Source organism: Micromonospora sp. NPDC049274, assembly GCF_040678875.1.
In the GTDB taxonomy this organism is placed as follows: domain Bacteria; phylum Actinomycetota; class Actinomycetes; order Mycobacteriales; family Micromonosporaceae; genus Micromonospora.
On sequence record NZ_JBFAQS010000021.1, the window covers coordinates 80,372 to 102,427 of the forward strand.

Annotated in this window: 19 protein-coding genes; 13 read left to right on the forward strand and 6 right to left on the reverse strand. The window is 70.1% G+C overall.

From position 1 onward, the window contains the following. Positions 1-99: 99 nt before the first annotated feature. The 9 genes from AB0K10_RS29250 (at position 100) to polA (ending at position 10,623) form a co-directional block, all read left to right on the forward strand. Complete coding sequence (locus AB0K10_RS29250; RefSeq protein WP_363688785.1) at positions 100-1,263, forward strand: branched-chain amino acid ABC transporter substrate-binding protein; 1,164 nt, start codon at positions 100-102, stop codon at positions 1,261-1,263. 113 nt (positions 1,264-1,376) lie between these two features. Continuing rightward, positions 1,377-2,327 carry a branched-chain amino acid ABC transporter permease gene (locus AB0K10_RS29255; RefSeq protein WP_363688787.1) on the forward strand — a complete coding sequence of 317 codons (951 nt, stop codon included), beginning with the start codon at positions 1,377-1,379 and terminating at the stop codon, positions 2,325-2,327. Positions 2,328-2,365: 38 nt separating this feature from the next. Beyond that, entirely contained in the window at positions 2,366-3,421 is a 1,056-nt protein-coding gene (locus tag AB0K10_RS29260; protein WP_363688862.1) for a branched-chain amino acid ABC transporter permease, read from the forward strand. Between the two features lie 103 nt (positions 3,422-3,524). Then, entirely contained in the window at positions 3,525-4,289 is a 765-nt protein-coding gene (locus tag AB0K10_RS29265) for an ABC transporter ATP-binding protein (protein WP_363688864.1), read from the forward strand. Continuing rightward, entirely contained in the window at positions 4,279-4,989 is a 711-nt protein-coding gene (locus tag AB0K10_RS29270) for an ABC transporter ATP-binding protein (RefSeq protein WP_363688789.1), read from the forward strand. Before AB0K10_RS29265 ends, AB0K10_RS29270 begins: the two co-directional genes overlap by 11 nt. Positions 4,990-5,026: 37 nt before the next feature. Continuing rightward, positions 5,027-5,929, forward strand: coding sequence for an ABC transporter substrate-binding protein (locus AB0K10_RS29275; RefSeq protein WP_363688791.1), 903 nt, complete (start codon positions 5,027-5,029; stop codon positions 5,927-5,929). Positions 5,930-5,935: 6 nt separating this feature from the next. Next, positions 5,936-6,925, forward strand: coding sequence for an amino acid ABC transporter permease (locus AB0K10_RS29280; protein ID WP_363688793.1), 990 nt, complete (start codon positions 5,936-5,938; stop codon positions 6,923-6,925). Next, the gene (locus AB0K10_RS29285; RefSeq protein WP_363688795.1) at positions 6,922-7,731 is read left to right on the forward strand and encodes an amino acid ABC transporter ATP-binding protein; all 810 of its coding nucleotides are present in this window, start codon (positions 6,922-6,924) and stop codon (positions 7,729-7,731) included. The genes AB0K10_RS29280 and AB0K10_RS29285 overlap by 4 nt, the downstream gene beginning before the upstream one ends. A gap of 192 nt (positions 7,732-7,923) precedes the next feature. Next, positions 7,924-10,623: a DNA polymerase I gene (gene polA, locus AB0K10_RS29290; protein WP_363688797.1), complete on the forward strand. Its 2,700-nt coding sequence runs from the start codon at positions 7,924-7,926 to the stop codon at positions 10,621-10,623. Between the two features lie 273 nt (positions 10,624-10,896). Here the strand turns inward: polA and AB0K10_RS29295 are convergent, their stop codons facing one another. Genes AB0K10_RS29295 through AB0K10_RS29310 form a run of 4 tightly spaced genes read right to left on the reverse strand, consistent with a single transcriptional unit; the run spans position 10,897 to position 12,955 of the window. Beyond that, complete coding sequence (locus tag AB0K10_RS29295; RefSeq protein WP_363688798.1) at positions 10,897-11,247, reverse strand: DUF3140 domain-containing protein; 351 nt, start codon at positions 11,245-11,247, stop codon at positions 10,897-10,899. Continuing rightward, positions 11,234-11,452, reverse strand: coding sequence for a DUF2945 domain-containing protein (locus tag AB0K10_RS29300; protein WP_363688799.1), 219 nt, complete (start codon positions 11,450-11,452; stop codon positions 11,234-11,236). Before AB0K10_RS29300 ends, AB0K10_RS29295 begins: the two co-directional genes overlap by 14 nt. Positions 11,453-11,488: 36 nt before the next feature. Beyond that, complete coding sequence (locus AB0K10_RS29305; protein WP_363688800.1) at positions 11,489-12,091, reverse strand: Uma2 family endonuclease; 603 nt, start codon at positions 12,089-12,091, stop codon at positions 11,489-11,491. Between the two features lie 57 nt (positions 12,092-12,148). After that, positions 12,149-12,955, reverse strand: a complete 807-nt coding sequence (locus AB0K10_RS29310; protein WP_363688801.1) for a class I SAM-dependent methyltransferase — start codon at positions 12,953-12,955, stop codon at positions 12,149-12,151. Between the two features lie 449 nt (positions 12,956-13,404). Between AB0K10_RS29310 and rpsA the strand changes: the two genes are divergently transcribed. Together rpsA and coaE are read left to right on the forward strand one after the other, a co-directional pair. After that, positions 13,405-14,904: a 30S ribosomal protein S1 gene (gene rpsA, locus AB0K10_RS29315; protein WP_363688803.1), complete on the forward strand. Its 1,500-nt coding sequence runs from the start codon at positions 13,405-13,407 to the stop codon at positions 14,902-14,904. A gap of 445 nt (positions 14,905-15,349) precedes the next feature. Then, a complete protein-coding gene (gene coaE, locus AB0K10_RS29320; protein WP_363688805.1) occupies positions 15,350-16,534 on the forward strand; it encodes a dephospho-CoA kinase in 1,185 nt (394 codons plus the stop codon). Between the two features lie 31 nt (positions 16,535-16,565). Here coaE and AB0K10_RS29325 read toward each other — a convergent pair whose 3' ends face one another. After that, positions 16,566-18,017, reverse strand: a complete 1,452-nt coding sequence (locus tag AB0K10_RS29325) for a hypothetical protein (RefSeq protein WP_363688806.1) — start codon at positions 18,015-18,017, stop codon at positions 16,566-16,568. Between the two features lie 444 nt (positions 18,018-18,461). On the opposite strand from AB0K10_RS29325, the gene uvrB reads away from it, so the two are divergent. Both uvrB and AB0K10_RS29335 read left to right on the forward strand, forming a co-directional pair. After that, positions 18,462-20,570, forward strand: a complete 2,109-nt coding sequence (gene uvrB / locus AB0K10_RS29330; RefSeq protein ID WP_363688808.1) for an excinuclease ABC subunit UvrB — start codon at positions 18,462-18,464, stop codon at positions 20,568-20,570. 139 nt (positions 20,571-20,709) lie between these two features. Further along, entirely contained in the window at positions 20,710-21,567 is an 858-nt protein-coding gene (locus AB0K10_RS29335) for a helix-turn-helix transcriptional regulator (RefSeq protein ID WP_363688810.1), read from the forward strand. 108 nt (positions 21,568-21,675) lie between these two features. On the opposite strand, the gene AB0K10_RS29340 is transcribed toward AB0K10_RS29335, so the two are convergent. After that, positions 21,676-21,969: an antibiotic biosynthesis monooxygenase family protein gene (locus tag AB0K10_RS29340; protein ID WP_358111217.1), complete on the reverse strand. Its 294-nt coding sequence runs from the start codon at positions 21,967-21,969 to the stop codon at positions 21,676-21,678. Positions 21,970-22,056 lie beyond the last annotated feature (87 nt).

The following is a 22,056-nucleotide window of genomic DNA, read 5'->3' on the forward strand; positions in this document are numbered from 1 at the left end:
CCCAGACTGGGTACGTGGTTAGTTTCATCACGCCCACCCCATCGGTTCGTCCAGGGGATGGCGCGACTCGACCGCGGTTAGGGAGAAGGGGTTCGTGCCTTGAGGCAGAAGCTCGTGCGGGTTATCGGCGGGGTCGCCCTCGCTAGTGCGTTGGTGGCAGGTGCTGCCGGCTGCAGCAGCAGCGGGGACGGCGGAGGTTCGGCATCCGGCGACAAGTGTGGCCTGAAGATCGCCTTCTTCGGTGCGCTGACCGGTGACGCCGCCAACCTGGGCATCAACATCAAGAACGGCGCGAAGCTGGCGATCGAGGAGTACAACGCCAAGCACGCCGACTGCAAGGTCGAGCTGTTGGAGAAGGACTCGCAGGGCGACGAGAAGCAGGCCGCGGGTCTGGCCCGTGAGATCGTCAAGGACAAGAAGACGATCGGCGTGGTCGGTCCGGCCTTCTCCGGCGAGACCGAGGCATCTGGTCCGATCTGGGAGGAAGCCAAGCTTCCCATCATCTCCCCGTCGGCCACGCGGACCAGCCTCAACACCAAGGGCTGGAAGACCTTCCACCGGGGTCTCGGCAACGACGACTCGCAGGGCCCGGCCGCGGCGGCCTACATCAAGGACGTGATGAAGGCGCAGAAGGTCTACGTCATCGACGACCAGACCGCGTACGGCGCCGGGCTGGCCGACAACGTGAAGACCGCCCTGGGCGCGACGAAGGTCGGCGAGGACAAGGTCGAGCGCAACGTCACCAAGGACTTCAACCCGGTCATCACCAAGATCAAGTCCACCGGTGCCGACGCGGTCTTCTACGGTGGCTACTACCAGGAGGCCGGTCTGCTGGTGAAGCAGATGCGGGCCGCTGGCGTCACCGCGAAGCTGGTCGCCGCCGATGGTGTCAAGGACCCGGGCTACGTCGAGGGTGCTGGCACCGCGGCCGCCGAGGGTAGCGTCCTGACCTGCCCCTGCGCCCCGGCCTCCGAGGCCAAGGGCAACTTCGCCGCGAACTACAAGACGAAGTGGGGCCAGGAAGCCGGCACCTACAGCGACATCGCCTACGACGTGGCGGGCATCTTCCTCAAGGGCATCGAGGAAGGCAACACCACGAAGGACAAGATGCAGAGCTTCATCACGGGCGTGACCTTCGAGGGCGTGGCCAACACCTACAAGTTCACCGACAAGGGTGAGCTGGACCCGCAGTACCTCAAGATCTGGGCCTACACGGTGGCCGGCGGCGAGATCAAGGCCGACCAGCCGATCAAGACGCCGTGACCTGGGGTCGGATCGTCACCCTCTAGGGCGGTAACGATCCGCCACCGACTGATGGCGCGGCCGGGAGGATCCTCCCGGCCGCGCACTCTGTCCGATCCCGTTCGGAGACCGATGTGAATTTCGACCAACTATTCTCCAATTTTGGAGACCTGAGCATCCAGGGATTGGCCCAGGGCGCGATCTACGCGCTGTTCGCCCTCGGCTACACCATGGTGTACGGCGTGCTCCGCCTGATCAACTTTGCCCACTCCGAGGTCTTCATGGTCGGCACGTTCGGGGCGATCGTCGTCTGGAACTGGCTGGGCCTGGACCAGAACTCACCCGTTCCGGCGCTCGGGCCGGCGCTGCTCTACCTGCTCGTCGGTCTGCTGGCGGCCTGTCTGACCTCCGGCGTCACCGCCGTCGTGCTGGAACGGGTGGCCTACCGCCCGCTGCGCAAGCGGAACGCGCCGGTGCTGACCTTCCTGATCACCGCGATCGGGGCCTCGGTGGTGATCTCCGAGGCAGTGGGCATCTGGAGCAACCGCAAGCCGAAGGCAGCGCCTCGGCTGTTCACCCAGCACGAGTTGTTCACCGTCGCCGGCACGACGATCACCAACCTCCAGGTGTTCCTCGTCCTGCTGGCGGTGGTGCTGATGATCGCCCTGGACCTGTTCATCAACCGCACCCGCCTCGGCCGCGGCGTCCGGGCCATCGCCCAGGACCCGAACACGGCCGCCCTCATGGGCGTCAACAAGGACCGGGTCATCGCATTGGTCTTCCTGCTCGGTGGGATCATGGCCGGCGCCGCGGCGCTGATGTACAACATCAAGATCACCGGTACACACTTCTTCGCCGGCTTCGACCTCGGCATCAAGGCCTTCGCGGCCGCCGTGCTCGGCGGTATCGGCAACCTGCGTGGCGCGCTGATCGGCGGTCTGCTGCTGGGGATGCTGGAGGGCTGGGGCTCCGGCCTGCTCGGTACCCAGTGGACCGGCGTGGTGGCGTTCGTCGTCCTCATCCTGATCCTGCTGTTCCGGCCGACCGGCCTGCTCGGCGAGTCGCTGGGGAGGTCCCGCGCATGACGACGATCTTCGAGCGTCTCCGTTCCGGAACGGACGTCGTGGGCGACAGGTGGCGTTCGCTGCCCGCGCCGGCGCGCTGGGTGAGCCTGATCGTCGTGGCGGTCTTCTTCTACGCGTTGCCGAACCTCGCCATCCCGGGCCTGGTCACCACCGAGACCGACTGGGCCACCACCCTGTTCACGGTCTCGTACTACGTGCTCCTGGCCCTGGGCCTGAACGTCGTGGTCGGCAAGGCCGGCATGCTTGATCTGGGCTACGTCGGCTTCTTCGCGCTCGGCGCGTACACCACCGCCCTGCTCTCCTCCCCGGACAGCAGCCTCGGTACGAAGTGGAGTTGGCTGGCCACCGTGCCGGTGGCGGTCGCCGTCGTGATGGTCTCCGGGGTGCTGCTCGGGTGGCCGACCCTGCGGTTGCGCGGTGACTACCTGGCGATCGTCACCCTCGGCTTCGCGGAGATCATCCGCGTGTTCGCGACCGCCAAGCCGGAACTGCGCGGGCAGCGCGGGTTCGGCGAGATTCCGCACCCGCCCGGTGAGAAGGCCGACGGCAGCCCACTGTTCGGCGTGATCGACGCCCGGCCGTACTACTGGCTCGGGCTCAGCCTGATCATCCTGGTGATCGTGGCGGTGCGGAACCTGGACCGCAGCCGGGTCGGCCGGGCCTGGGTCGCCGTCCGCGAGGACGAGGAAGCGGCCGAGGCGATGGGCGTGCCGACGTTCCGCTTCAAGCTCTGGGCGTTCGCGATCGGCGCGGCCATCGGATCGCTCTCCGGCGTCATGTTCGCTGGGCAGCAGGGCTTCATCAACTCGCGCAACTTCGACCTGTTCTTCTCGATCCTGGTGCTGGCCGGAGTGGTGCTGGGCGGCTCCGGCAACATCGTCGGGGTGATCGTCGGTGGTGCGCTGATCGCCTATCTGCCGGAGCGGCTGCGCGGCATCTCGATCGCCGGCAAGGACGCATTCGAGTACCGGTTCCTGTTCTTCGGGCTGATCCTGATCCTGGTCATGATCTTCCGTCCGCAGGGTCTGATCCCGAATCGACGACGGGTGCAGGAACTCAAGGATCGCGAGAAGGAGGTGACCGTCGGTGAGTGACGTCGGTACGCCGGCCACCAACCCGGAGACCACCGGGGCGGTCACTCCGGCGCAACGGAGCGGAGCGGAGTCCGTCCCGGTTGCCGCCGCGGACCGGCCACCGCTGCTCGAGGTCGACGACCTGGGTCTGCGGTTCGGAGGCGTGGTTGCCCTCGACGGTGTCTCGTTCCAGATCCGCGAGGGTGAGATCCTCGGGCTGATCGGCCCGAACGGTGCGGGCAAGACCACCTGCTTCAACGCCATCACCGGGGTGTTCCGCCCGACGTCGGGCGACATCCGCTTCCGTGGCGAGTCGTTGCCGGGCAAGAAGAAGCACGCCATCACCAAGGCGGGCATCGCCCGCACGTTCCAGAACGTGCGGCTCTTTCCCGAGATGACGGCGATGGAGAACGTCCAGGTCGGCGCGGACGCCCACCACCGCACCAGCGTGGTGTCCGCACTCCTGCGGTTGCCCCGGCACCGTCGGGAGGAGCGCGACGGGCGGGATCGGGGGTACGAGCTGCTGGAGTTCGTCGGTATCCGCAGGCGCGCGGGCGAGCTGGCACGGAACCTCTCGTACGGCGAGCAGCGCCGGCTGGAGATCGCCCGGGCGTTGGCCACCCGACCGGCTCTGATCTGCCTGGACGAGCCGGCCGCCGGCTTCAACCCGGCGGAGAAGGAAGAACTGCTCCAGCTGATCCGCAAGATCCGCGACAGCGGAGTGACAGTACTGCTGATCGAGCACGACATGCGGCTCGTCATGGGTGTCACCGACCGGATCGTGGTGCTGGAGTTCGGCAAGAAGATCGCGGATGGGCTGCCCGCCGAGGTGCGGGACGACCCGAAGGTGATCGCGGCGTACCTGGGGGTACCGGACGATGCTGCTTGAGATCGACAACGTCAGCCTGTTGTACGGGCGGATCGAGGCTCTACACGAGGTCTCGCTGACCGTCGGCGAGGGTGAGATCGTCGCGTTGATCGGGGCCAACGGCGCCGGCAAGACCACCACCATGCGAGCCATCTCCGGTATCCGTCCGGTGTCGGCCGGCCGGATCCGGTTCGACGGGCAGGACATCACCAAGCTGCGCGCGGACCTGCGGGTGGTCCGCGGGATCAGCCAGTCGCCCGAGGGCCGCGGTGTGTTCCCCGGAATGACCGTGCTGGAGAACCTGGAGATGGGTGCCTACACCCGTCGGGACAAGCCGGGTATCGCGGCCGACCTGGAGCGGGTGTTCGGCCTGTTCCCCCGCCTTCTGGAACGGCGCAAGCAGCCGGGTGGGACCCTGTCGGGCGGTGAGCAGCAGATGCTCGCCGTGGGTCGCGCGATGATGAGCCGCCCGAAGCTGATGCTGCTCGACGAGCCGTCGATGGGGCTGGCGCCGATGCTCATCCAGCAGATCTTCTCGATTATCACGTCGATCAATGAGCAGGGTACGACGATCCTGCTGGTGGAGCAGAACGCTCAGCAGGCGCTGTCCCGGGCCCACCGGGCGTACGTGTTGGAGACCGGCCGGATCGTCAAGAGCGGCACGGGGACCGAACTGCTGCACGACTCGTCGGTCAAAGAGGCGTACCTCGGCGTGGCCTGATCGACCGTCACCCTCCACCCCCTCAAGGAGTAAAGACATGTTCATCACGAACGCTGGCCGGCGGGCGGCGATCGGCACCGCCGGCGTGGCGCTGCTGGCTCTCTCGATGACCGCGTGCGGCGACCAGGAGAACGAAGAGCCCGGCACCGGCCCGGCGGTGACGGCGTCGGCGGACGCCAGCCTGACGTCCAAGGTGCCGGACTCGATCAAGTCCGACGGCAAGATCCTCGTCGGTACCGACTCGACGTACGCGCCGGCGGAGTACCTCGACATCGACGGCGAGACGGTCGTCGGCTTCGATGTGGAGCTGTTCACCGCGGTCGCGGCCAAGCTCGGTCTGAAGGCCGAGTTCGTCTCCGCGCCGTTCGGCGACATCATCTCCGGTGTCAACTCCGCCAAGTACGAGATCGGCGTCTCGTCGTTCACGGTCAACGACCAGCGCAAGGACCAGGCCAACATGGTCAGCTACTTCCAGGTCGGCACGCAGTGGGTGACCAAGAAGGGCAACCCGGGCGGAGTGGCACTGGACAACGCCTGCGGCAAGAAGATCGCCGTGCAGAAGGACACCATCCAGGTCGAGGACGTGACCAAGCGTTCGAAGGCGTGCACCGCCGCCGGCAAGCCGGCGATCACCCTCGAGCAGTTCCCCGGCCAGGACGCGGCGACCGCCGCGGTGGTGTCCGGCAAGGACGATGCCATGCTCGCCGACTACCCCGTCGGCGTGTACGCGGTGACCCGGTCCAACGGCGCCCTGGAACTGCTCGACAAGCAGTACGAGGCGGCGCCGTACGGCTACGTGGTGGCCAAGGACCAGGCGCAGTTCGCCGAGGCGATCCGGGACGCCACCAAGGCGCTCATCGCCGACGGGTCGTACAAGACGGTGCTCGACAAGTGGAAGGTTGGGGACGGCGCGATCACGGATCCCGCGATCAACCCGTAACGAGACATGACAACCGAGGAAGCAACACCCGTACGGGCACGGCCGGAACCGATCCAGGCCGTGCCCGTACGGCACCCGGGCCGCTGGCTCGCCGTGGCCGTGCTCGCCGTGCTCGCCGCGATGTTCGTCCACCTGCTGGTCACGAACGACGCCTTCGGGTGGGCGTTCATGGTCGACAAGATGTTCCGACCCCCGATCATCGAGGGGCTGCTGCGCGGCACCGTGCTGATGACGGTGAGTGCGATGCTGATCGGCGTCACGCTCGGCGTGGCGATCGCCGTGATGCGCCTGTCGGACAATCCGATCCTGCGGGGCGTGGCGTGGCTGTACACCTGGTTCTTCCGGGCGGTACCACGGCTGGTGCTGCTGGCGGTGTTCGGCAACATCGGCATCCTGTGGAGTCGGGTGGAGTTCGGCGTGCCGTTCGACACCCAGCTCGGCCAGCTGTTCGGCATCGACAACCTGCACCTGCGGCTGTTCGGGTTCTCCTCGCGGGACATCCTGACCGGCTTCCTGGCCGGCCTGCTCGGTCTGGCGCTCTCCGAGGCGGCGTACATGGCGGAGATCGTCCGGGCCGGCATCCAGTCGGTCGACGGCGGCCAGACCGAGGCGGCCCAGGCTCTCGGCCTGAGTCGGGGCCAGACGTTGCGGCGGGTGGTGCTGCCGCAGGCGATGCGGGTCATCATCCCGCCGACCGGCAACGAGACCATCGCGATGCTGAAGGACACGTCGCTGCTGCTCTACGTTCCGGTGAGCATGGAACTCTTCTTCCAACTGGACGCGGTCGGTAAGCGGACGTTCCAGATCTTCCCGATGTACGTCGCGGCCTGCCTGTGGTACCTGTTCCTGACCAGCATCCTGCTCGTCGGGCAGTATTTCCTGGAGCGCCACTTCGGCAAGGGCGACAGCCCGTCCGGACGGGCCAGGCTGCGGCTGCGCGGCATGACCGCCGAGACCGGCGGCGGAGGTAACGCGGGAATGGTGGAACCGTCATGACCGAGCTGATCGTCCCCGCACAGGGGGGCACCCCGGCGGCGGAGTCGGGCGTGATGGTCCAGGCCGAGCAGGTGCACAAGGCCTTCGGGCCGCTGGAGGTGCTCAAGGGCATCGATCTGGAGGTGCGCGCCGGCGAGGTCTGCTGCCTGCTCGGCCCGTCCGGGTCGGGAAAGTCGACCTTCCTACGCTGCATCAACCACCTGGAAAAGATCAACGCTGGTCGCATCCGGGTGGACGGTGACCTGATCGGTTACACCGAGCGCGGCGGGAAGCTGCACGAGATGCGCGAGAAGGACATCGCCGCGCAGCGCCGCTCGATCGGCATGGTGTTCCAGCGGTTCAACCTGTTCCCGCACATGACCGCGCTGCAGAACGCCATCGAGGCGCCGGTGCTGCTGGGTCGGGAGAAGAAGGCGCAAGCCCGCGACCGGGGCGCGCAGTTGCTGGAACGGGTGGGACTGGGCGACAAGCTCGGGGCGTACCCCGGGCAGCTCTCCGGTGGGCAGCAGCAGCGAGTGGCGATCGCCCGCGCCCTCGCGATGCAGCCGAAGTTGATGCTCTTCGACGAGCCGACAAGCGCGCTCGACCCCGAGCTGGTCGGCGAGGTGCTGGACGTGATGAAGGGCCTGGCCCGGGACGGCATGACCATGATCGTGGTGACCCACGAGATCGGCTTCGCCCGGGAGGTCGGCGATTCGCTGGTGTTCATGGACGGCGGGGTGGTGGTCGAGTCCGGCGTCCCGCGTGAGGTGATCGCGAACCCCCGACACGACCGGACGAAGGAGTTCCTGGCCAAGGTGCTCTGAACCGGCGAGCCGGCGCTGTCCTCGGACGGTCGCGCCGGCCGGCGCTCTGGTCGCTCGCCTGCTCGATCGCGAGCGCGGGCAGGCCAGGGTGGTGCGCCACGGCCGTCGGTGCTGGCGCACCACCCTGGCCCTGGTGGTCTCGCGGACGTGGCGTTGGCGGACCTGTCAGGGGTACGGACTAGAGTCGCTGCCGTGACAGCTACGACGCCGCGCCTGCTCCTCGTCGACGGACATTCCCTGGCATACAGGGCGTTCTTCGCCCTGCCGGTGGAAAACTTCTCCACCACGACGGGTCAGCCGACCAACGCGGTGTACGGCTTCACCTCGATGCTGATCAACGTCCTGCGCGACGAGCAGCCCACGCACATCGTCGTCGCCTTCGACGTCTCCCGTCGGTCCTTCCGCACGGAGAAGTACGCGGAGTACAAGGCCGGCCGCAGCGAGACCCCTACCGACTTCAAGGGCCAGGTCAGCCTCGTCAAGGAGGTCCTGGCGGCGCTGCAGATCCCGGTGGTCGAGAAGGAGGGCTTCGAGGCCGACGACGTCATCGCCACGCTCGCCTGCCAGGCCCGCGACCAGGGCATGTCAGTGCTGATCAGCAGCGGCGACCGCGACGCGTTCCAGCTGGTCGACGACCAGATCACCGTCCTCTACCCGCGTAAGGGCGTCTCCGACCTGGCCCGGATGGACCCGGCGGCGATCGAGGCGAAGTACGGCGTCGGCCCACAGCAGTACCGGGACCTCGCCGCGCTTGTCGGCGAGACAAGTGACAACCTGCCCGGCATTCCGGGCGTCGGCCCGAAGACCGCCGCCAAGTGGATCACCACGTACGGCGGGGTGGAGGGCGTGATCGCCCGCGCCGACGAGATCAAGGGCAAGGCCGGTGACAGCCTGCGGGAGCGGCTCGCCGACGTGATCCGCAACTACGAGATCAACCGCCTCGTCTCCGACCTGGAGCTCCCGCTGCGCCCCGAGGACACCCGCTGGGGCGGCTGGGACCGGGAGGCGGTGCACCAGGTCTTCGACACCCTGGAGTTCCGCATCCTGCGCGACCGCCTCTACCAGTACCTGGAGGCCGTCGAGCCGGAGGCCGAGTCGGGCTTCGACCTCACCGGCGAGGTGCTCACCGAGCCGGGAGGGCTCGCCACCTGGCTGGGCACCCACGCCCCGACCGGCACCTCGGTCGGGCTCGCCGTCAAGCTCGACACCGGCCCCAACCGCCGGCACACCGCTTCGATCACCGGGCTGGCGCTGGCCAGCGCCGGTGGCGCGGCCGCCTGGGTCGACCCGACCGGGCTCGACGCCACCGACGAGGGTGCCCTCGCCGGCTGGCTGGCCGACGCGCAGCGGCCAAAGGTGCTGCACGACAGCAAGCCGGCGGTGCTGGCCTGCGCCGCACACGGCTGGGAGCTGGCCGGCATCGTCCGCGACACGCAGATCGCCGCGTACCTGGCCCGCCCCGACCAGCGGTCCTACGACCTGACCGACCTGGCTCTGCGCTACCTGCACCGCGAGCTGCGGGTGGACGCGCCCGAGACCGGCCAGCTCACCCTCGACGGGCTGGGCGACGAGGGCGTGGCCGAGCAGAACCTCATGCTCCAGGCCCGCGCCACCCTCGACCTCGCCGACGCGATCGACGCCGAGCTGTCCCGCGACGGTGAGCAGTCCGCTCGGCTGATGGCCGGGGTGGAGCTGCCGCTGATGCGGGTGCTCGCCGGCATGGAGAGCACCGGCATCGCCGCCGACAACGACTACCTCCAGGAGTTGGAGGCGCACTTCGCCGGCGAGGTCAAGACCGCCGCGCAGGGCGCGTACGAGGCGGTGGGTCGGGAGTTCAACCTCGGGTCGCCCAAGCAGCTCCAGGAGATCCTCTTCACCGAGCTGGGTCTGCCGAAGACCAAAAAGATCAAGACCGGCTACACCACCGACGCCGACGCCCTGCAGTGGCTCTACGCGCAAAATCCGCACCCGGTGCTGGCCCACCTGCTGCGCCACCGCGACGTCGCCAAGCTCAAGTCCACGGTGGACGGCCTGCTCAAGTCCGTCTCCGACGACGGCCGGATCCACACCACCTTCAACCAGACGGTGGCGGCCACCGGGCGGCTCTCCTCGACCGAGCCCAACCTGCAGAACATCCCGATCCGCACCGAGGAGGGCCGGCGCATCCGGCGGGCCTTCGTGGTGGGCGACGGGTACGAGTGCCTGCTCACCGCCGACTACAGCCAGATCGAAATGCGGATCATGGCGCACCTGTCGTCGGACGACGCGCTGATCGAGGCGTTCAACTCCGGAGCCGACTTCCACGCCGCCACCGCCTCGTCGGTCTTCGGTGTGCCGGTCGACGAGGTCACCCCGGACCAGCGGCGCAAGATCAAGGCGATGAACTACGGCCTGGCGTACGGGCTCAGCGCGTTCGGCCTGTCCCAGCAGCTCAGCATCGGCACCGAAGAGGCGCGCGGCCTGATGGAGAACTACTTCGCCGGCTTCGGCGGAGTACGCGACTACCTGCACCAGGTCGTCGCCAAGGCCCGTCAGGACGGCTACACCTCGACAATCCTGGGTCGCCGCCGCTACCTGCCCGACCTGGTGAGCGACAACCGGCAGCGCCGCGACATCGCCGAGCGGATGGCTCTCAACGCCCCCATCCAGGGGTCGGCCGCCGACATCATCAAGGTGGCGATGCTGCATGTCGACACCGCCCTCGTCGACGCCGGCCTGCGTTCCCGCATGCTGTTGCAGGTGCATGACGAGCTGGTCTTCGAGGTCGCCCCGGGTGAGCGGGAGGCGTTGGAGGCGTTGGTGCGGCGCGAGATGGGCGGGGCGCACCCGCTGTCCGTGCCGCTGGAGGTGTCGGTCGGTCTGGGTCGGGACTGGAATTCTGCTGACCACTGATTTCTCGGTTGCGGTGTGGGGTTCCGGGGCGGCCCGCGGTGGTTGGGGTGTGGGGGGTTCCGGGGCAGCCCGACCCACTCCGGGCGGTCAGGCTTGATCCCTGCGTGGGTCGGGCTGCCCCGGAACCCCTGACCTGGTCGTCCTGGTCGTGGCCGTCGGCCTGGTGGGGGTGCACCCCTCCAGGATCGGCGCGACTTTGGGGAAAGTGCTGCGTCGGGGCGTTCTGAGGCAGCGACTTCACCGATGTTGTGCGGATCTTGCGCGAATCACCTGCTACTTCAGGGGGTCGTGCCCCCAGTTCATGAGCGACCAGCGCCACTTGGTGTCGCGGACGTCGCCGGAGGGACGCTGGGCCATGTGCCGGCGGACGTAGCCGACCACCTTGCGCATGTGCTTGTAGTCGCCCTCGGACAGGTCGGCGCGCTTGCGGCGCAACAGGTTGATGATCTTCCGGCCGGATTCGTGCCCGACGGACTCGCCGCCGCCGGAGCGACCACCCTTGTGCCAACCGACCTGCTTCGACTCGTCGGTCTCCAGCCAGGACGACAGCTCGCCGGGCTTCATGTTCACGGCCTCGGTGAACTCCCGGTAGGTGTCCCGGCCCTGCTCCTCACCTTTGCTCATGACGCAGCGCCTCCGGGCGGTGGGCCACGTCGCGGCCCGTACCGTCACTCCGGACCCGGTACTGCGGATCGCCGGGGGCAGCGTTCACTGCCCGCCCGCGGATCCGCGTCCGGTCGGTGATCTCCTCCTGCACCACGCCATACGCGCGGCTGCCGTGGGCCGACCAGGAGACATGGTCGCCCTTGTGGAACCTCTGCTCGGCCATGCCCCTCGGCTACCCGACACCGCCGAGGCGAAACGGCTACGGGGTGATCTCGGAGACGGGCAGCTTGATGTCGAACGGTTCGGCCAGCTCGATGACGTCGCCGCCGTCGATGACCAGCTCGTACTGCCGCTCACCGCCCGGCCCGACCCGGTCGCCGATCCGGTACGCGTACACGTGCACCGGGTCCTGCTCGATCCGCCAGTAGAACGGAATGCCGGCGGCGGCGTACTCCCCGGGCTTCGCGAACCTGTCGATCCGTCGCGTCCCGGGTGAGACGATCTCCACGGCGAGTACGACGTCCGCCGGCCGCAGGGTGGACCGGTTGGACGGGATCTCGGCGCGGCAGAGCAACACGTCCGGCTGCCGGCTCGTGTTGCGGCTGAGCGCGACTCCGACTGCCTGGGCGGCACGAAGGTTCGCCGGTCCGTGCGTGTGGAGCCACATACGCAGTAGAAACGAGATGTCTTGATGGCCCAGGGTGGGGGAGGGCGTCACCTGGATAACTCCGTCGACGAGTTCGACGCGGGGGGCGTCGTCCGGCAGGGTGAGCAGGTCCTCCAGCGTGTAGTCGGCACGCTGCTGCCGCATCGGATCCGGACACCAGGGGCCAGGTGATGTCGGGATGGGCTCGGCGCTCATGGGCCTGAGCCTACCGGCGATCGATGGCTCGCACGTCGGACCGCGGGTGCGACGCGCTCACCGGGCGGGCTTCTCGGTGACGAAGATGGCGGTGCCGGGGAACAGTCGTCCGCGCAGCGGGCTCCACTGCCCCCAGATTCCCTCGTGCTCCTCCGGCCACTCCGGCTCCACCAGGTCGAGCAGCCGGAACCCGGCGCCTACCAGTTCGCGGATGCGGTCACCGAGGGTCCGGTGCTGCTCGACGTAGGTGGCGACGCCGGTGTCGTCCTGCTCGACGTAGGGGGAGCGGTCGAAGTACGAGTGCACGGCCGTCAGACCGCCCTCGCCGGGATCGTCGAGGAAGATCCAGCGCATCGGGTGGGTCACCGAGAACACCCACCGGCCACCCGGGCGCAGCACCCGGTGCACCTCGGCGAGCAGGGCCGCCGAGTCGTCCACGAACGGGATCGCGCCGAACGCCGTGCAGGCCACGTCGAACGAACGGTCGGCGAACGGCAGGGCGAGCGCGTCGGCCTGCACCAGCGGTACGCGTACCCCGGTGCGGTCGGCAGCCTGCGCGGCGTGCCGCAACATGCCGGCGGACAGGTCGAAGGCGACCGGCCGCGCGCCCTGGGTGGCGAGCCAGCGGGCGGCGGCCGCCGCGCCGCAACCGACCTCCAGCACCCGTCGCCCCGACACGTCGCCGAGCAGGTGGGCGTCGGCCTCCCGCAGCCCCTCCGGGCACCAGACGAAGTCCACGTCGCCGAGGAACCGCCCGTGCTCGGCCTGGTAGTCGTCGGCGTCCGTGTCCCACCAGCCGCGGTTTGCCCGCCGGGCCTCGGCGTCACCCACCCGGCGCCGGGTCACCCGGCTGTCGTCATCCACGCGCTCACGCTAGGCCCCGGTCGTCCGGTTGGGGACGGCGGCGCGGCTCGATCGACTCGGTTTCCCTGAAGTCGCGGTGTTCGGGCCGTCGGGACACGCCGGTTTCCAGGAGATCGAGGCGATCAAGCGCGCGGGGCAGAGGTGGTTGCTGGGGCCGCTGTGACGTACGAGACAGGAGGGGTCGTTTCCGGGCGATTGTTCGGCTTTCGCAGGGCGTCACACGGCGACGAGTCGGGAGGGCTTGCACGCTGTGGTAATGCGCACGGTAGGCTAGACGATGCGCTCGCGGATCGTGTGTCTCGGCAGGGAGCAGGTGCGCGGTCGACGGAGCACATCATGATCCCAGTAGGTGATCGTTCGGTGTGCCCGGCGACGGATCCGCTGGCGCGAACAGGTCACTGCGACACCAGCCTGCTGTGACAACCCATCCGACCGGAGCAACCGCCCACATGACGAGCAGCATCGAGGCCCCCTCGAGCGCCACCCGGGTCACCCACGACGATCTCGGTTCCGAGGAGGCATTCCTCGCCGCGATCGACGAGACCATCAAGTACTTCAACGACGGCGACATTGTCGAAGGCACCGTCGTCAAGGTCGATCGGGACGAGGTCCTGCTCGACATCGGCTACAAGACCGAGGGTGTCATCCCCTCTCGGGAGTTGTCGATCAAGCACGACGTGGACCCCGCCGAGGTTGTGACGGTTGGTGACCACATCGAGGCCCTGGTCCTCCAGAAGGAGGACAAGGAGGGTCGTCTGATCCTCTCCAAGAAGCGGGCGCAGTACGAGCGGGCCTGGGGCACGATCGAGAAGATCAAGGACGAGGACGGTGTCGTCCGCGGCTCGGTCATCGAGGTGGTCAAGGGTGGCCTCATCCTCGACATCGGGCTGCGCGGCTTCCTGCCCGCGTCCCTGGTCGAGATGCGGCGCGTGCGTGACCTGCAGCCGTACGTCGGGCGTGAGCTCGAGGCCAAGATCATCGAGCTGGACAAGAACCGCAACAACGTGGTCCTGTCCCGCCGGGCCTGGCTGGAGCAGACGCAGTCCGAGGTGCGCACCGAGTTCCTCAACAAGCTGCAGAAGGGCCAGGTCCGCAAGGGCGTCGTGTCCTCGATCGTCAACTTCGGCGCCTTCGTGGACCTCGGCGGCGTCGACGGTCTGGTGCACGTCTCCGAGCTCTCCTGGAAGCACATCGACCACCCGTCCGAGGTCGTCGAGGTCGGCCAGGAGGTCGAGGTCGAGGTCCTGGACGTCGACCTGGACCGCGAGCGCGTCTCGCTGTCGCTGAAGGCGACGCAGGAGGACCCGTGGCGGCAGTTCGCCCGCACCCACGCGATCCAGCAGATCGTGCCGGGTAAGGTCACCAAGCTGGTGCCGTTCGGTGCGTTCGTCCGGGTGGACGACGGCATCGAGGGCCTGGTCCACATCTCCGAGCTGGCCGAGCGCCACGTGGAGATCCCGGAGCAGGTCGTCCAGGTCGGCTCCGAGGTCATGGTCAAGGTCATCGACATCGACCTGGAGCGCCGCCGGATCTCGCTGTCGCTCAAGCAGGCCAACGAGGGCTTCGTCGAGGGCGAGGAGCACTTCGACCCGACCCTCTACGGCATGGCCGCGACGTACGACGCCGAGGGCAACTACATCTACCCGGAGGGCTTCGACCCGGAGACGGGCGAGTGGCTCGAGGGGTACGACAAGCAGCGCGAGACCTGGGAGAACCAGTACGCCGAGGCCCGTCAGCGTTGGGAGGCCCACACCAAGCAGGTGCAGACCTCTCGCGCCGCCGACGCCGAGGCCGCTGCCAACCCGACTCCGGCCGTTCCGGCCGCGAGTGGCGGCACCACCTCCTCGTCCAGCCCGGCCCCGAGCCGGCAGACCGAGGAGCCGGCCGGCACCCTGGCCACCGACGAGGCGCTCGCCGCTCTGCGGGAGAAGCTCGCCGGCGGCAAGTGACCCGCTGAACGACGACGGGCCCCGTCCCCGCGATCTCACGATCGCCGGGGGCGGGGCCCTCGCCATACCCGCGCTCCGCACCCGCCTCCGCGCCCCGCCCACCACCGGCCGCCCGCGCTCGCCCTCGCGCTCCGCACCCCGCGCTCCGCGCTCCGCACCCCGCGCTCCGCGCAACCGCGTCCCGGTTGCAAGATCGCGCTCGATCGTGGATGTAGGGGCCTCTGAGCGATTGGGATGCCACTACATCGAGGATCGAGCGCGATCTTGCGGGCACCGCGGGCACCGGGCACCGGGCACCGGGCGCATGGCCGCGACGACCGCGCAGGCGGCGCGGCGCGCAGGCGGCGCGGGGCGCGCGGGCGGCGTGGGCCAACCCGGCGCAACAGGGTCGCCGCGGGCGGGGGCGGGTTTGGCGGGGAGGCGCGTGATCCGGTTGACTGGTCGGGTGCTGAGGGTGGGTTTGACCGGCGGAATCGGGTCGGGCAAGAGCGCGGTGGCCGCGCGGCTGGTGGAGTTGGGTGCGGTGCTCGTGGACGCGGACCAGGTCGCCCGGGAGGTCGTCGCGCCGGGCACGGAGGGCCTCGCGGAGATCGTCGCCGCCTTCTCCGAGAAGGTGCTGGACGCCGACGGCGCGCTGGACCGCGCCGCGTTGGGTGCGGTGGTGTTCTCCGACGAGGCCGCCCGCCGTCGGCTGGAGGCGATTACCCATCCCCGGGTGCGGGCCCGTACGGCCGAGCTGGTCGCCGCGGCGGCCCCGGACGCGATCGTGGTCAACGACGTACCGCTGCTGGTGGAGGTGGGGCTCGCCCCGACGTACCACCTGGTGGTCGTGGTGCAGACGGCCGTGGCGACCCGGCTGGAGCGGCTGACGCGTGACCGGGGGATGGATCGCGCGGAGGCCGAGCGGCGGATCGCCGCGCAGGCCGACGACGCCCGTCGGCGCGCCGCGGCGGATGTGGTGCTGACAAATGACGGAAGTCTGGTGGCGTTGCACGCCGCGGTGGACACGCTGTGGCGGCAGCGGCTGCAGCCCTACGAGCACAACCTGCGGCAGCGGCGGGTCGTGCCGCCGTTCGGCCGCGGCGACGAGGTGGAGGCCGATCCCGGCCGGTCCGAGCAGTACGCGCGGCTGGCCGCCCGGATCCGTCACGCGCTGGCACCGGCGGACCTGCGGATCGACCACATCGGTGCGACAGCGGTGCCCGGTCTCGCCGCTGCCGACGTCATCGACGTGCAGATCGCTGTGCCCCGCCTCGCCGACGCCGACGGGCTCCTGGCCGAGCGGCTGGCGAACGCGGGGTTTCCCCGGGTGCCGGGGCACTGGTGGGACGATCCGCGCCCGGCCGGTCGGGGTCGGTGGGAGAAGCGGCTGCACGGCAGCGCCGACCCGGGTCGCCCGGTCCGCCTGCACGTGCGGGAGGCCGAGTCGCCGGGTTGGCGGTACGCGCTGCTGATGCGGGACCACCTGCGCGCCGATCCGGATCAGCGGGCCGCGTACCTGCTGTTCAAGCGGGATCTGGTCGACGCGGCGCCGCCCGTCGGCGACTCCGGTACGGCCCGCGACCCTTGGTTCGACGAGGAGTACCTGCGCGCCGAGCAGTGGGCCGCGCGGACCGGCTGGCGGCCCTGAGGCCCCCCGCCCGCCGGGCGGCAAGGCGTGGTCAGCGCCGGGGCGCGCCGCTCGGTGGGGTGGCGCGCGGCGGCGGGCCGAGGCGGGGCACCACGGTGGGACTGAGGTCCACCTGCGCCCACGCGCCGGGGGCGGTGCGCAGCTCGACCCGGCGCAGCGAGCCGTCCCGGTCGATCCAGTAGCGCAGTCGCGCATCGGCCGTGCGGAGCTCCACGACGTCCACGGTCCGTCCGGCGGCGAGGTCCTCACGTACCCGCACGGCCGCGCCGCTCTGCCGCACCGGCCCGGCGGCGGCCACCGCGGCGTCGACCAGTAGGTCGAGGTCGTCGCGGGCGGACCGGGTGGGTCGCCACGATCCGGCCGGGACCGGAAACGGCGGCCGGCCGGGACTCTCGGCGGTGCCGCCGCCAGCGGGCTCGGCCGGCAGATCCGTTCGGTACAGACCGCGGGCGTCGCGGCGCAGCAGGGTCCGGCGATCCGGTACGCCCAGGTCGGCGACAGCCACGTACGCGGTGCCGGCGGCCCAGCTCAACCAGCCGGCACCCCGCAGGTTGGTGTCCGTGCCCACCGGGGCGCTTAGCGTCAGCGTGGCACCGCGCTGGCCGCGCAGCCGGGCGGGCAGCCGGTCCAGCCGGCGCTGCTCGGCGTCCGTGAGCGCGCGCGGCAGTCCGGGGCGGCCGCCGAGCGCGTCGACCGGGCGCAGCGTGGGGCGGTCGACCCGGTTGAGGAGCACCGTGACCGGGCCGACGCCGGGCAACCGGGTCACGAGCTTGTGCAGTCGGCCATCCCGGTCGAGCCAGTAACGGGTCGACCCGTCCCGACCGGTCGCCGCCGTGCTGACCGGTGCCGGGCTGCCGGGGGCGGGTGGGCTCGCGGTGGGCAGCGGCGCCTGGAGGACGTCCACCGGCCCTGCCGCCACCACGTCCGAGGCGACCCAGCGGGCGTCGCCGCCGTCCAGCGCGGGGTCGGGGCGGTCGGCGGCGAGGCCGAGAAGCAGGTCGAGGACCGGCGCCAGCCCCGAGCCGGGCGTCAGGTGGCGCAGCCGCCAGCGGTCCGCCGGTGGCACCAGCGGTGGCGCGGCCGGGGTGGGCACGGCCGCCGGGTCCGGTCGGGTGACCAGCACCGGACCGGCGCTCTGCAGCAGGCCCCGCTCGGCGCCCGCCCCCGGCCCGCCCACATCCAGGTAGAGAAGGGGCCGCGACCAGTCCACCCAACCCACCAAGTCGGTACGGGAGGCGCCGGCGCCGGCCGTGACATGGACGCCGGCGCGCAGGTCCCGAAGGTTGGTGACCCGCATGGCGGCCAGCCGCTCGGCCTCCGGCACGGTCAGCGGTCGGGCCGGCGCGGGCGGGTCGGGAGCCCAGCTCAGCAGCCCGATCACCAGCGCCGTGGCGGACGTCACCGCGGTCAGGGCGAGCAGCAGCAGCACCGTACGCCGACGACGGCTCGCCCGGGAGCGGCCGGGGCTGTCGTTGGCGTCCATCTCGAGCGTGCGACTGCCAGGGTCGGGAGGGGGGCCGCCGGCGCCTGTGGTGTCGGGGGAGGGGCCGCGCGCCGGTGCCGGGGAGGTGTCCACGGATGTGAAACGGGCGGGACGGCAGCGGGTGACGAGCCGAAGCAGGACGAGCCGAGGGGCGCCTAGCTGAGGGCGGAGCGGCCGGGGCGGCAGGGGCGCTCGCGGCGGCCGGTCTGCGCCTCGAGCGCGACCACACGGGTGCGCACGCCGGACGAGCCGGGTGCTGCGACCGCTGTGCCGGGGGCGGCCGGCCTGATGATGGCCTGGCCTCCGGCCCGGTCGGCCGCCGCGAGCGGCCTACATGAAGAGGGTAGTCCCGGTGACATGGGCCACACAATGGGAATATTGAAGCCGATCACACACCCTGCGCGACGACCGAACCTGTCGGACCTGCGGCGTACCGTTGAGGTCATGGCGCTCGACATTCCCCGGCTCGACGGCCGCTTCCAGGTCGTCAGTGAATTCCAGCCGGCCGGCGACCAGCCGGCCGCCATCGACGACCTTGAGCGCCGGGTGCGGCGCGGCGACCGTAACACGGTGCTCCTCGGCGCGACCGGCACCGGCAAGAGCGCCACCACCGCGTGGCTGATCGAGCGGCTGCAGCGCCCCACGCTGGTGCTCGCCCCGAACAAGACGCTCTGTGCGCAGCTGGCCAAGGAGTTCAGCGAGCTGCTGCCGCACAACGCGGTCGAATACTTCGTCTCGTACTACGACTACTACCAGCCCGAGGCGTACATCCCGCAGACCGACACCTACATCGAGAAGGACTCCTCGATCAACGAGGAGGTCGAGCGGCTGCGGCACTCGGCGACGATGTCGCTGCTCACCCGCCGCGACGTGATCGTGGTGGCGACCGTCTCGGCCATCTACGGTCTGGGCACCCCGGAGGAATACCTCAACCGGGCGGTTCGGGTCGGGGTCGGGCAGGATCTTGACCGCGACCAGCTGCTGCGCCGGCTGGTCGACATCCAGTACACCCGCAACGACATGGCCTTCCAGCGGGGCACCTTCCGGGTCCGTGGCGACACGTTGGAGATCATTCCGGCGTACGAGGAGTTGGCGGTCCGCATCGAGCTGTTCGGCGACGAGGTGGAGAAGCTCTACTACCTCAACCCGTTGACAGGTGACGTGGTCCGTGAGGTCGACCAGTTGGTGATCTTCCCGGCGACGCACTACGCGGCAGGTCCGGAGCGGATGGAGCGGGCGATCCGCGACATCGAGGTGGAGCTGGCCGAGCGGCTGGCCGAGCTGGAGCGGCAGGGCAAGCTGCTGGAGGCGCAGCGGCTGCGGATGCGCACCACGTACGACATCGAGATGATGCGGCAGGTGGGTTTCTGCTCCGGCATCGAGAACTACTCGATGCACATGGACGGGCGGCTGCCCGGCAGCCCGCCGCACGCCCTGCTCGACTACTTCCCGGACGACTTCCTCACGGTGGTCGACGAGTCGCACGTGACGATCCCGCAGATCGGCGGCATGTACGAGGGTGACGCCTCCCGTAAGCGCATGCTCATCGACCACGGCTTCCGGCTGCCCAGCGCCGCCGACAACCGGCCGCTGCGGTTCGACGAGTTCCTGGAGCGGGTCGGCCAGATGGTCTACCTGTCGGCGACCCCGGGCACGTGGGAGCTGGAACAGGCCCAGGGGGAGTTCGTCGAGCAGGTCATCCGCCCCACCGGGCTGGTCGATCCGCAGGTCGTGATCAAGCCGACCAAGGGCCAGATCGACGACCTCATGCACGAGATCAAGCTGCGGACCGACCGCGACGAACGGGTGCTGGTCACCACGCTTACCAAGAAGATGGCCGAGGACCTGTCGGACTACCTCCTGGAGAACGGCGTCCGGGTGCGCTACCTGCACTCCGAGGTCGACACGCTGCGCCGGGTGGAGCTGCTGCGCGAGCTGCGCAAGGGCGAGTACGACGTGCTGGTCGGCATCAACCTGCTCCGCGAGGGTCTGGACCTGCCCGAGGTGTCCCTCGTCGCGATCCTGGACGCCGACAAGGAGGGCTTCCTGCGCAGTGGCCGGTCGCTGATCCAGACCATCGGGCGGGCCGCCCGTAACGTCTCGGGCCAGGTGCACATGTACGCCGACAAGATCACTCCGTCGATGGCGGCGGCGATCGACGAGACCGACAGGCGTCGCGCCAAGCAGATCGCGCACAACGAGGCACACGGGATCAGTCCGGAGCCGCTGCGCAAAAAGATCCACGACATTCTGGACGACATCTACCGCGAGGCGGAGGACACCGAAAACTCCCGGGTCGGCGGCGCGGCGCGTCAGCTCTCCCGGGGCAAGGCGCCGGTCAAGGAGACCCGCAGCCGCAGTAGGTCCGCCGCCACCACCACGTCCCGGGAGGGGATGGCCCGCGCCGACCTCGCCCAGCTCATCCAGGAGCTCAACGACCAGATGCTGGCCGCCGCCCGCGAGCTGCAGTTCGAGCTGGCGGCGCGGATCCGCGACGAGGTCGCCGACCTGAAGAAGGAGCTACGCGGAATGGACGCCGCAGGCGTGAAGTGACGGCGGGCCGGGCTGCCCGAACGGCAGGCGTGCGGCGTCCTCGCCCGGCTCGTCGCCCGAGCGTTCCGATTGCGGTGCGCAAGCAAACTATTGCACTGGGTGATCGTCCTGCGTACGCTCCCTCGATGGGGAGGCGGGGATGCCGTTGCCAACAAGTCCTGTCATTCGACGCGCGCGGCTCGGCGCCGAGCTGCGTCAGTTACGTCGGCGCGAGGCGCTGACCCTGGAGCAGGTCTGCGACCGGCTGGGCTGGGCCTCGACCTCGAAACTGTCCCGCATCGAGCTGGGGCAGAGCCGTCCGGATCTCGCCGATGTGCTGGACCTGCTCGACATCTACCAGGTGCCGGCGGCGGCCCGAGACGCGCTGATCGTGATCGCGCGAGATGCCGCCACCAGCCGCGGCTGGTGGAAGACGCTCGGCGAGATGAGCGAGCGGCAGCGCGTCTACGCCGAGTTGGAGGCGGGCGCGGCCGACATCGTCGAGTACCAGCCGGCGGTCGTGCCGGGGCTGCTCCAGACGCCGGCGTACGCCCGGTCGCGGGTCGCCGCCGGCACTCTGCTCGCGCCGGAGGTCGACGTGGAGACGGAGGTGCGCGCTCGGGCGCTGCGCCAGGAGGTGCTGCGTCGGGCCGAGCCACCGCGCTACACGGCGGTGCTCGCCGAGGCCGCGTGCGACAGGGGTGACCTGCCGGCCGACGTCTGGCGTGAGCAGTTGCGACACCTGGTGACGGTGACCGGGCTGGCCCACGTGACGGTGCGACTCGTGCCCCGCGGGGTGGCCGGCAGCGGGCTGCACCCGCTCACCCCGTACTCCTGGTATGCCTTTCCCGACCCGGCGGACCCGCGGACGGTGATGCTGGAGGCGCTGACCACCGACGTCCGGCTCGCGACGGTGCTCGACGTCGACAGGTACGAGCGGATGACCGAGGCGCTGCTGGCGGCCGCCCTGTCACCCGAGGAGACGGTCACCGCGCTGGCCCGTCGGGTCGGCGAGTGACGGCCGGTGCCGCCCGCGCGGCCCCCGGACCCGGCGCCCCCGAGTCCGTCGGGGCCGGCGGCCAGCGCGTGCGGAAGGCACGATAACCGCGGGGTACGACAGCTCCACTCAGGCCGGTACGTCGAGGAAGTGCTCGACGAGCGGCGGCCCGGCGAAGTGCGGCCCGATCAGCGCCCGCCACTGGGCGAACCGCTCGGTGTCCCGGAAGTTCTTCTCGTGCGCCTCGACCGAGTCCCACTCGACCAGCAGCACGAAGCGGGTCGGGGACTCGATGCCCCGGGTCATCCGCACCGACCGGCAGCCGGGCGTCCCGGCGAGCACCGGGTGACCCTGGGCGTACGCGGCGGCGAACGCGTCCTCGTGTCCGGGCAGTACGTCGATGAGCGCGACCTCAAGCACCATGCCGGAAAGCCTCCCACGACGGCGGACCGCCCCGGTGTCGCGGGGTCTGTTCCCGTGTCGGCGCAGACCCTAGGGTGGGTGCCCGGG

What these genes read in the sequence shown, in the direction of transcription:
- AB0K10_RS29270 (WP_363688789.1), top strand. Translation starts at nt 4,279, where the DNA reads ATGCTGCTTGAGATCGACAACGTCAGCCTGTTGTACGGGCGGATCGAG.
- AB0K10_RS29335 (WP_363688810.1), top strand. Translation starts at nt 20,710, where the DNA reads ATGCCGTTGCCAACAAGTCCTGTCATTCGACGCGCGCGGCTCGGCGCC.
- AB0K10_RS29295 (WP_363688798.1), bottom strand. Translation starts at nt 11,247, where the DNA reads ATGAGCAAAGGTGAGGAGCAGGGCCGGGACACCTACCGGGAGTTCACC.
- AB0K10_RS29285 (WP_363688795.1), top strand. Translation starts at nt 6,922, where the DNA reads ATGACCGAGCTGATCGTCCCCGCACAGGGGGGCACCCCGGCGGCGGAG.
- AB0K10_RS29300 (WP_363688799.1), bottom strand. Translation starts at nt 11,452, where the DNA reads ATGGCCGAGCAGAGGTTCCACAAGGGCGACCATGTCTCCTGGTCGGCC.
- rpsA (WP_363688803.1), top strand. Translation starts at nt 13,405, where the DNA reads ATGACGAGCAGCATCGAGGCCCCCTCGAGCGCCACCCGGGTCACCCAC.
- AB0K10_RS29340 (WP_358111217.1), bottom strand. Translation starts at nt 21,969, where the DNA reads ATGGTGCTTGAGGTCGCGCTCATCGACGTACTGCCCGGACACGAGGAC.
- uvrB (WP_363688808.1), top strand. Translation starts at nt 18,462, where the DNA reads ATGGCGCTCGACATTCCCCGGCTCGACGGCCGCTTCCAGGTCGTCAGT.
- AB0K10_RS29275 (WP_363688791.1), top strand. Translation starts at nt 5,027, where the DNA reads ATGTTCATCACGAACGCTGGCCGGCGGGCGGCGATCGGCACCGCCGGC.
- AB0K10_RS29305 (WP_363688800.1), bottom strand. Translation starts at nt 12,091, where the DNA reads ATGAGCGCCGAGCCCATCCCGACATCACCTGGCCCCTGGTGTCCGGAT.
- AB0K10_RS29325 (WP_363688806.1), bottom strand. Translation starts at nt 18,017, where the DNA reads ATGGACGCCAACGACAGCCCCGGCCGCTCCCGGGCGAGCCGTCGTCGG.
- AB0K10_RS29280 (WP_363688793.1), top strand. Translation starts at nt 5,936, where the DNA reads ATGACAACCGAGGAAGCAACACCCGTACGGGCACGGCCGGAACCGATC.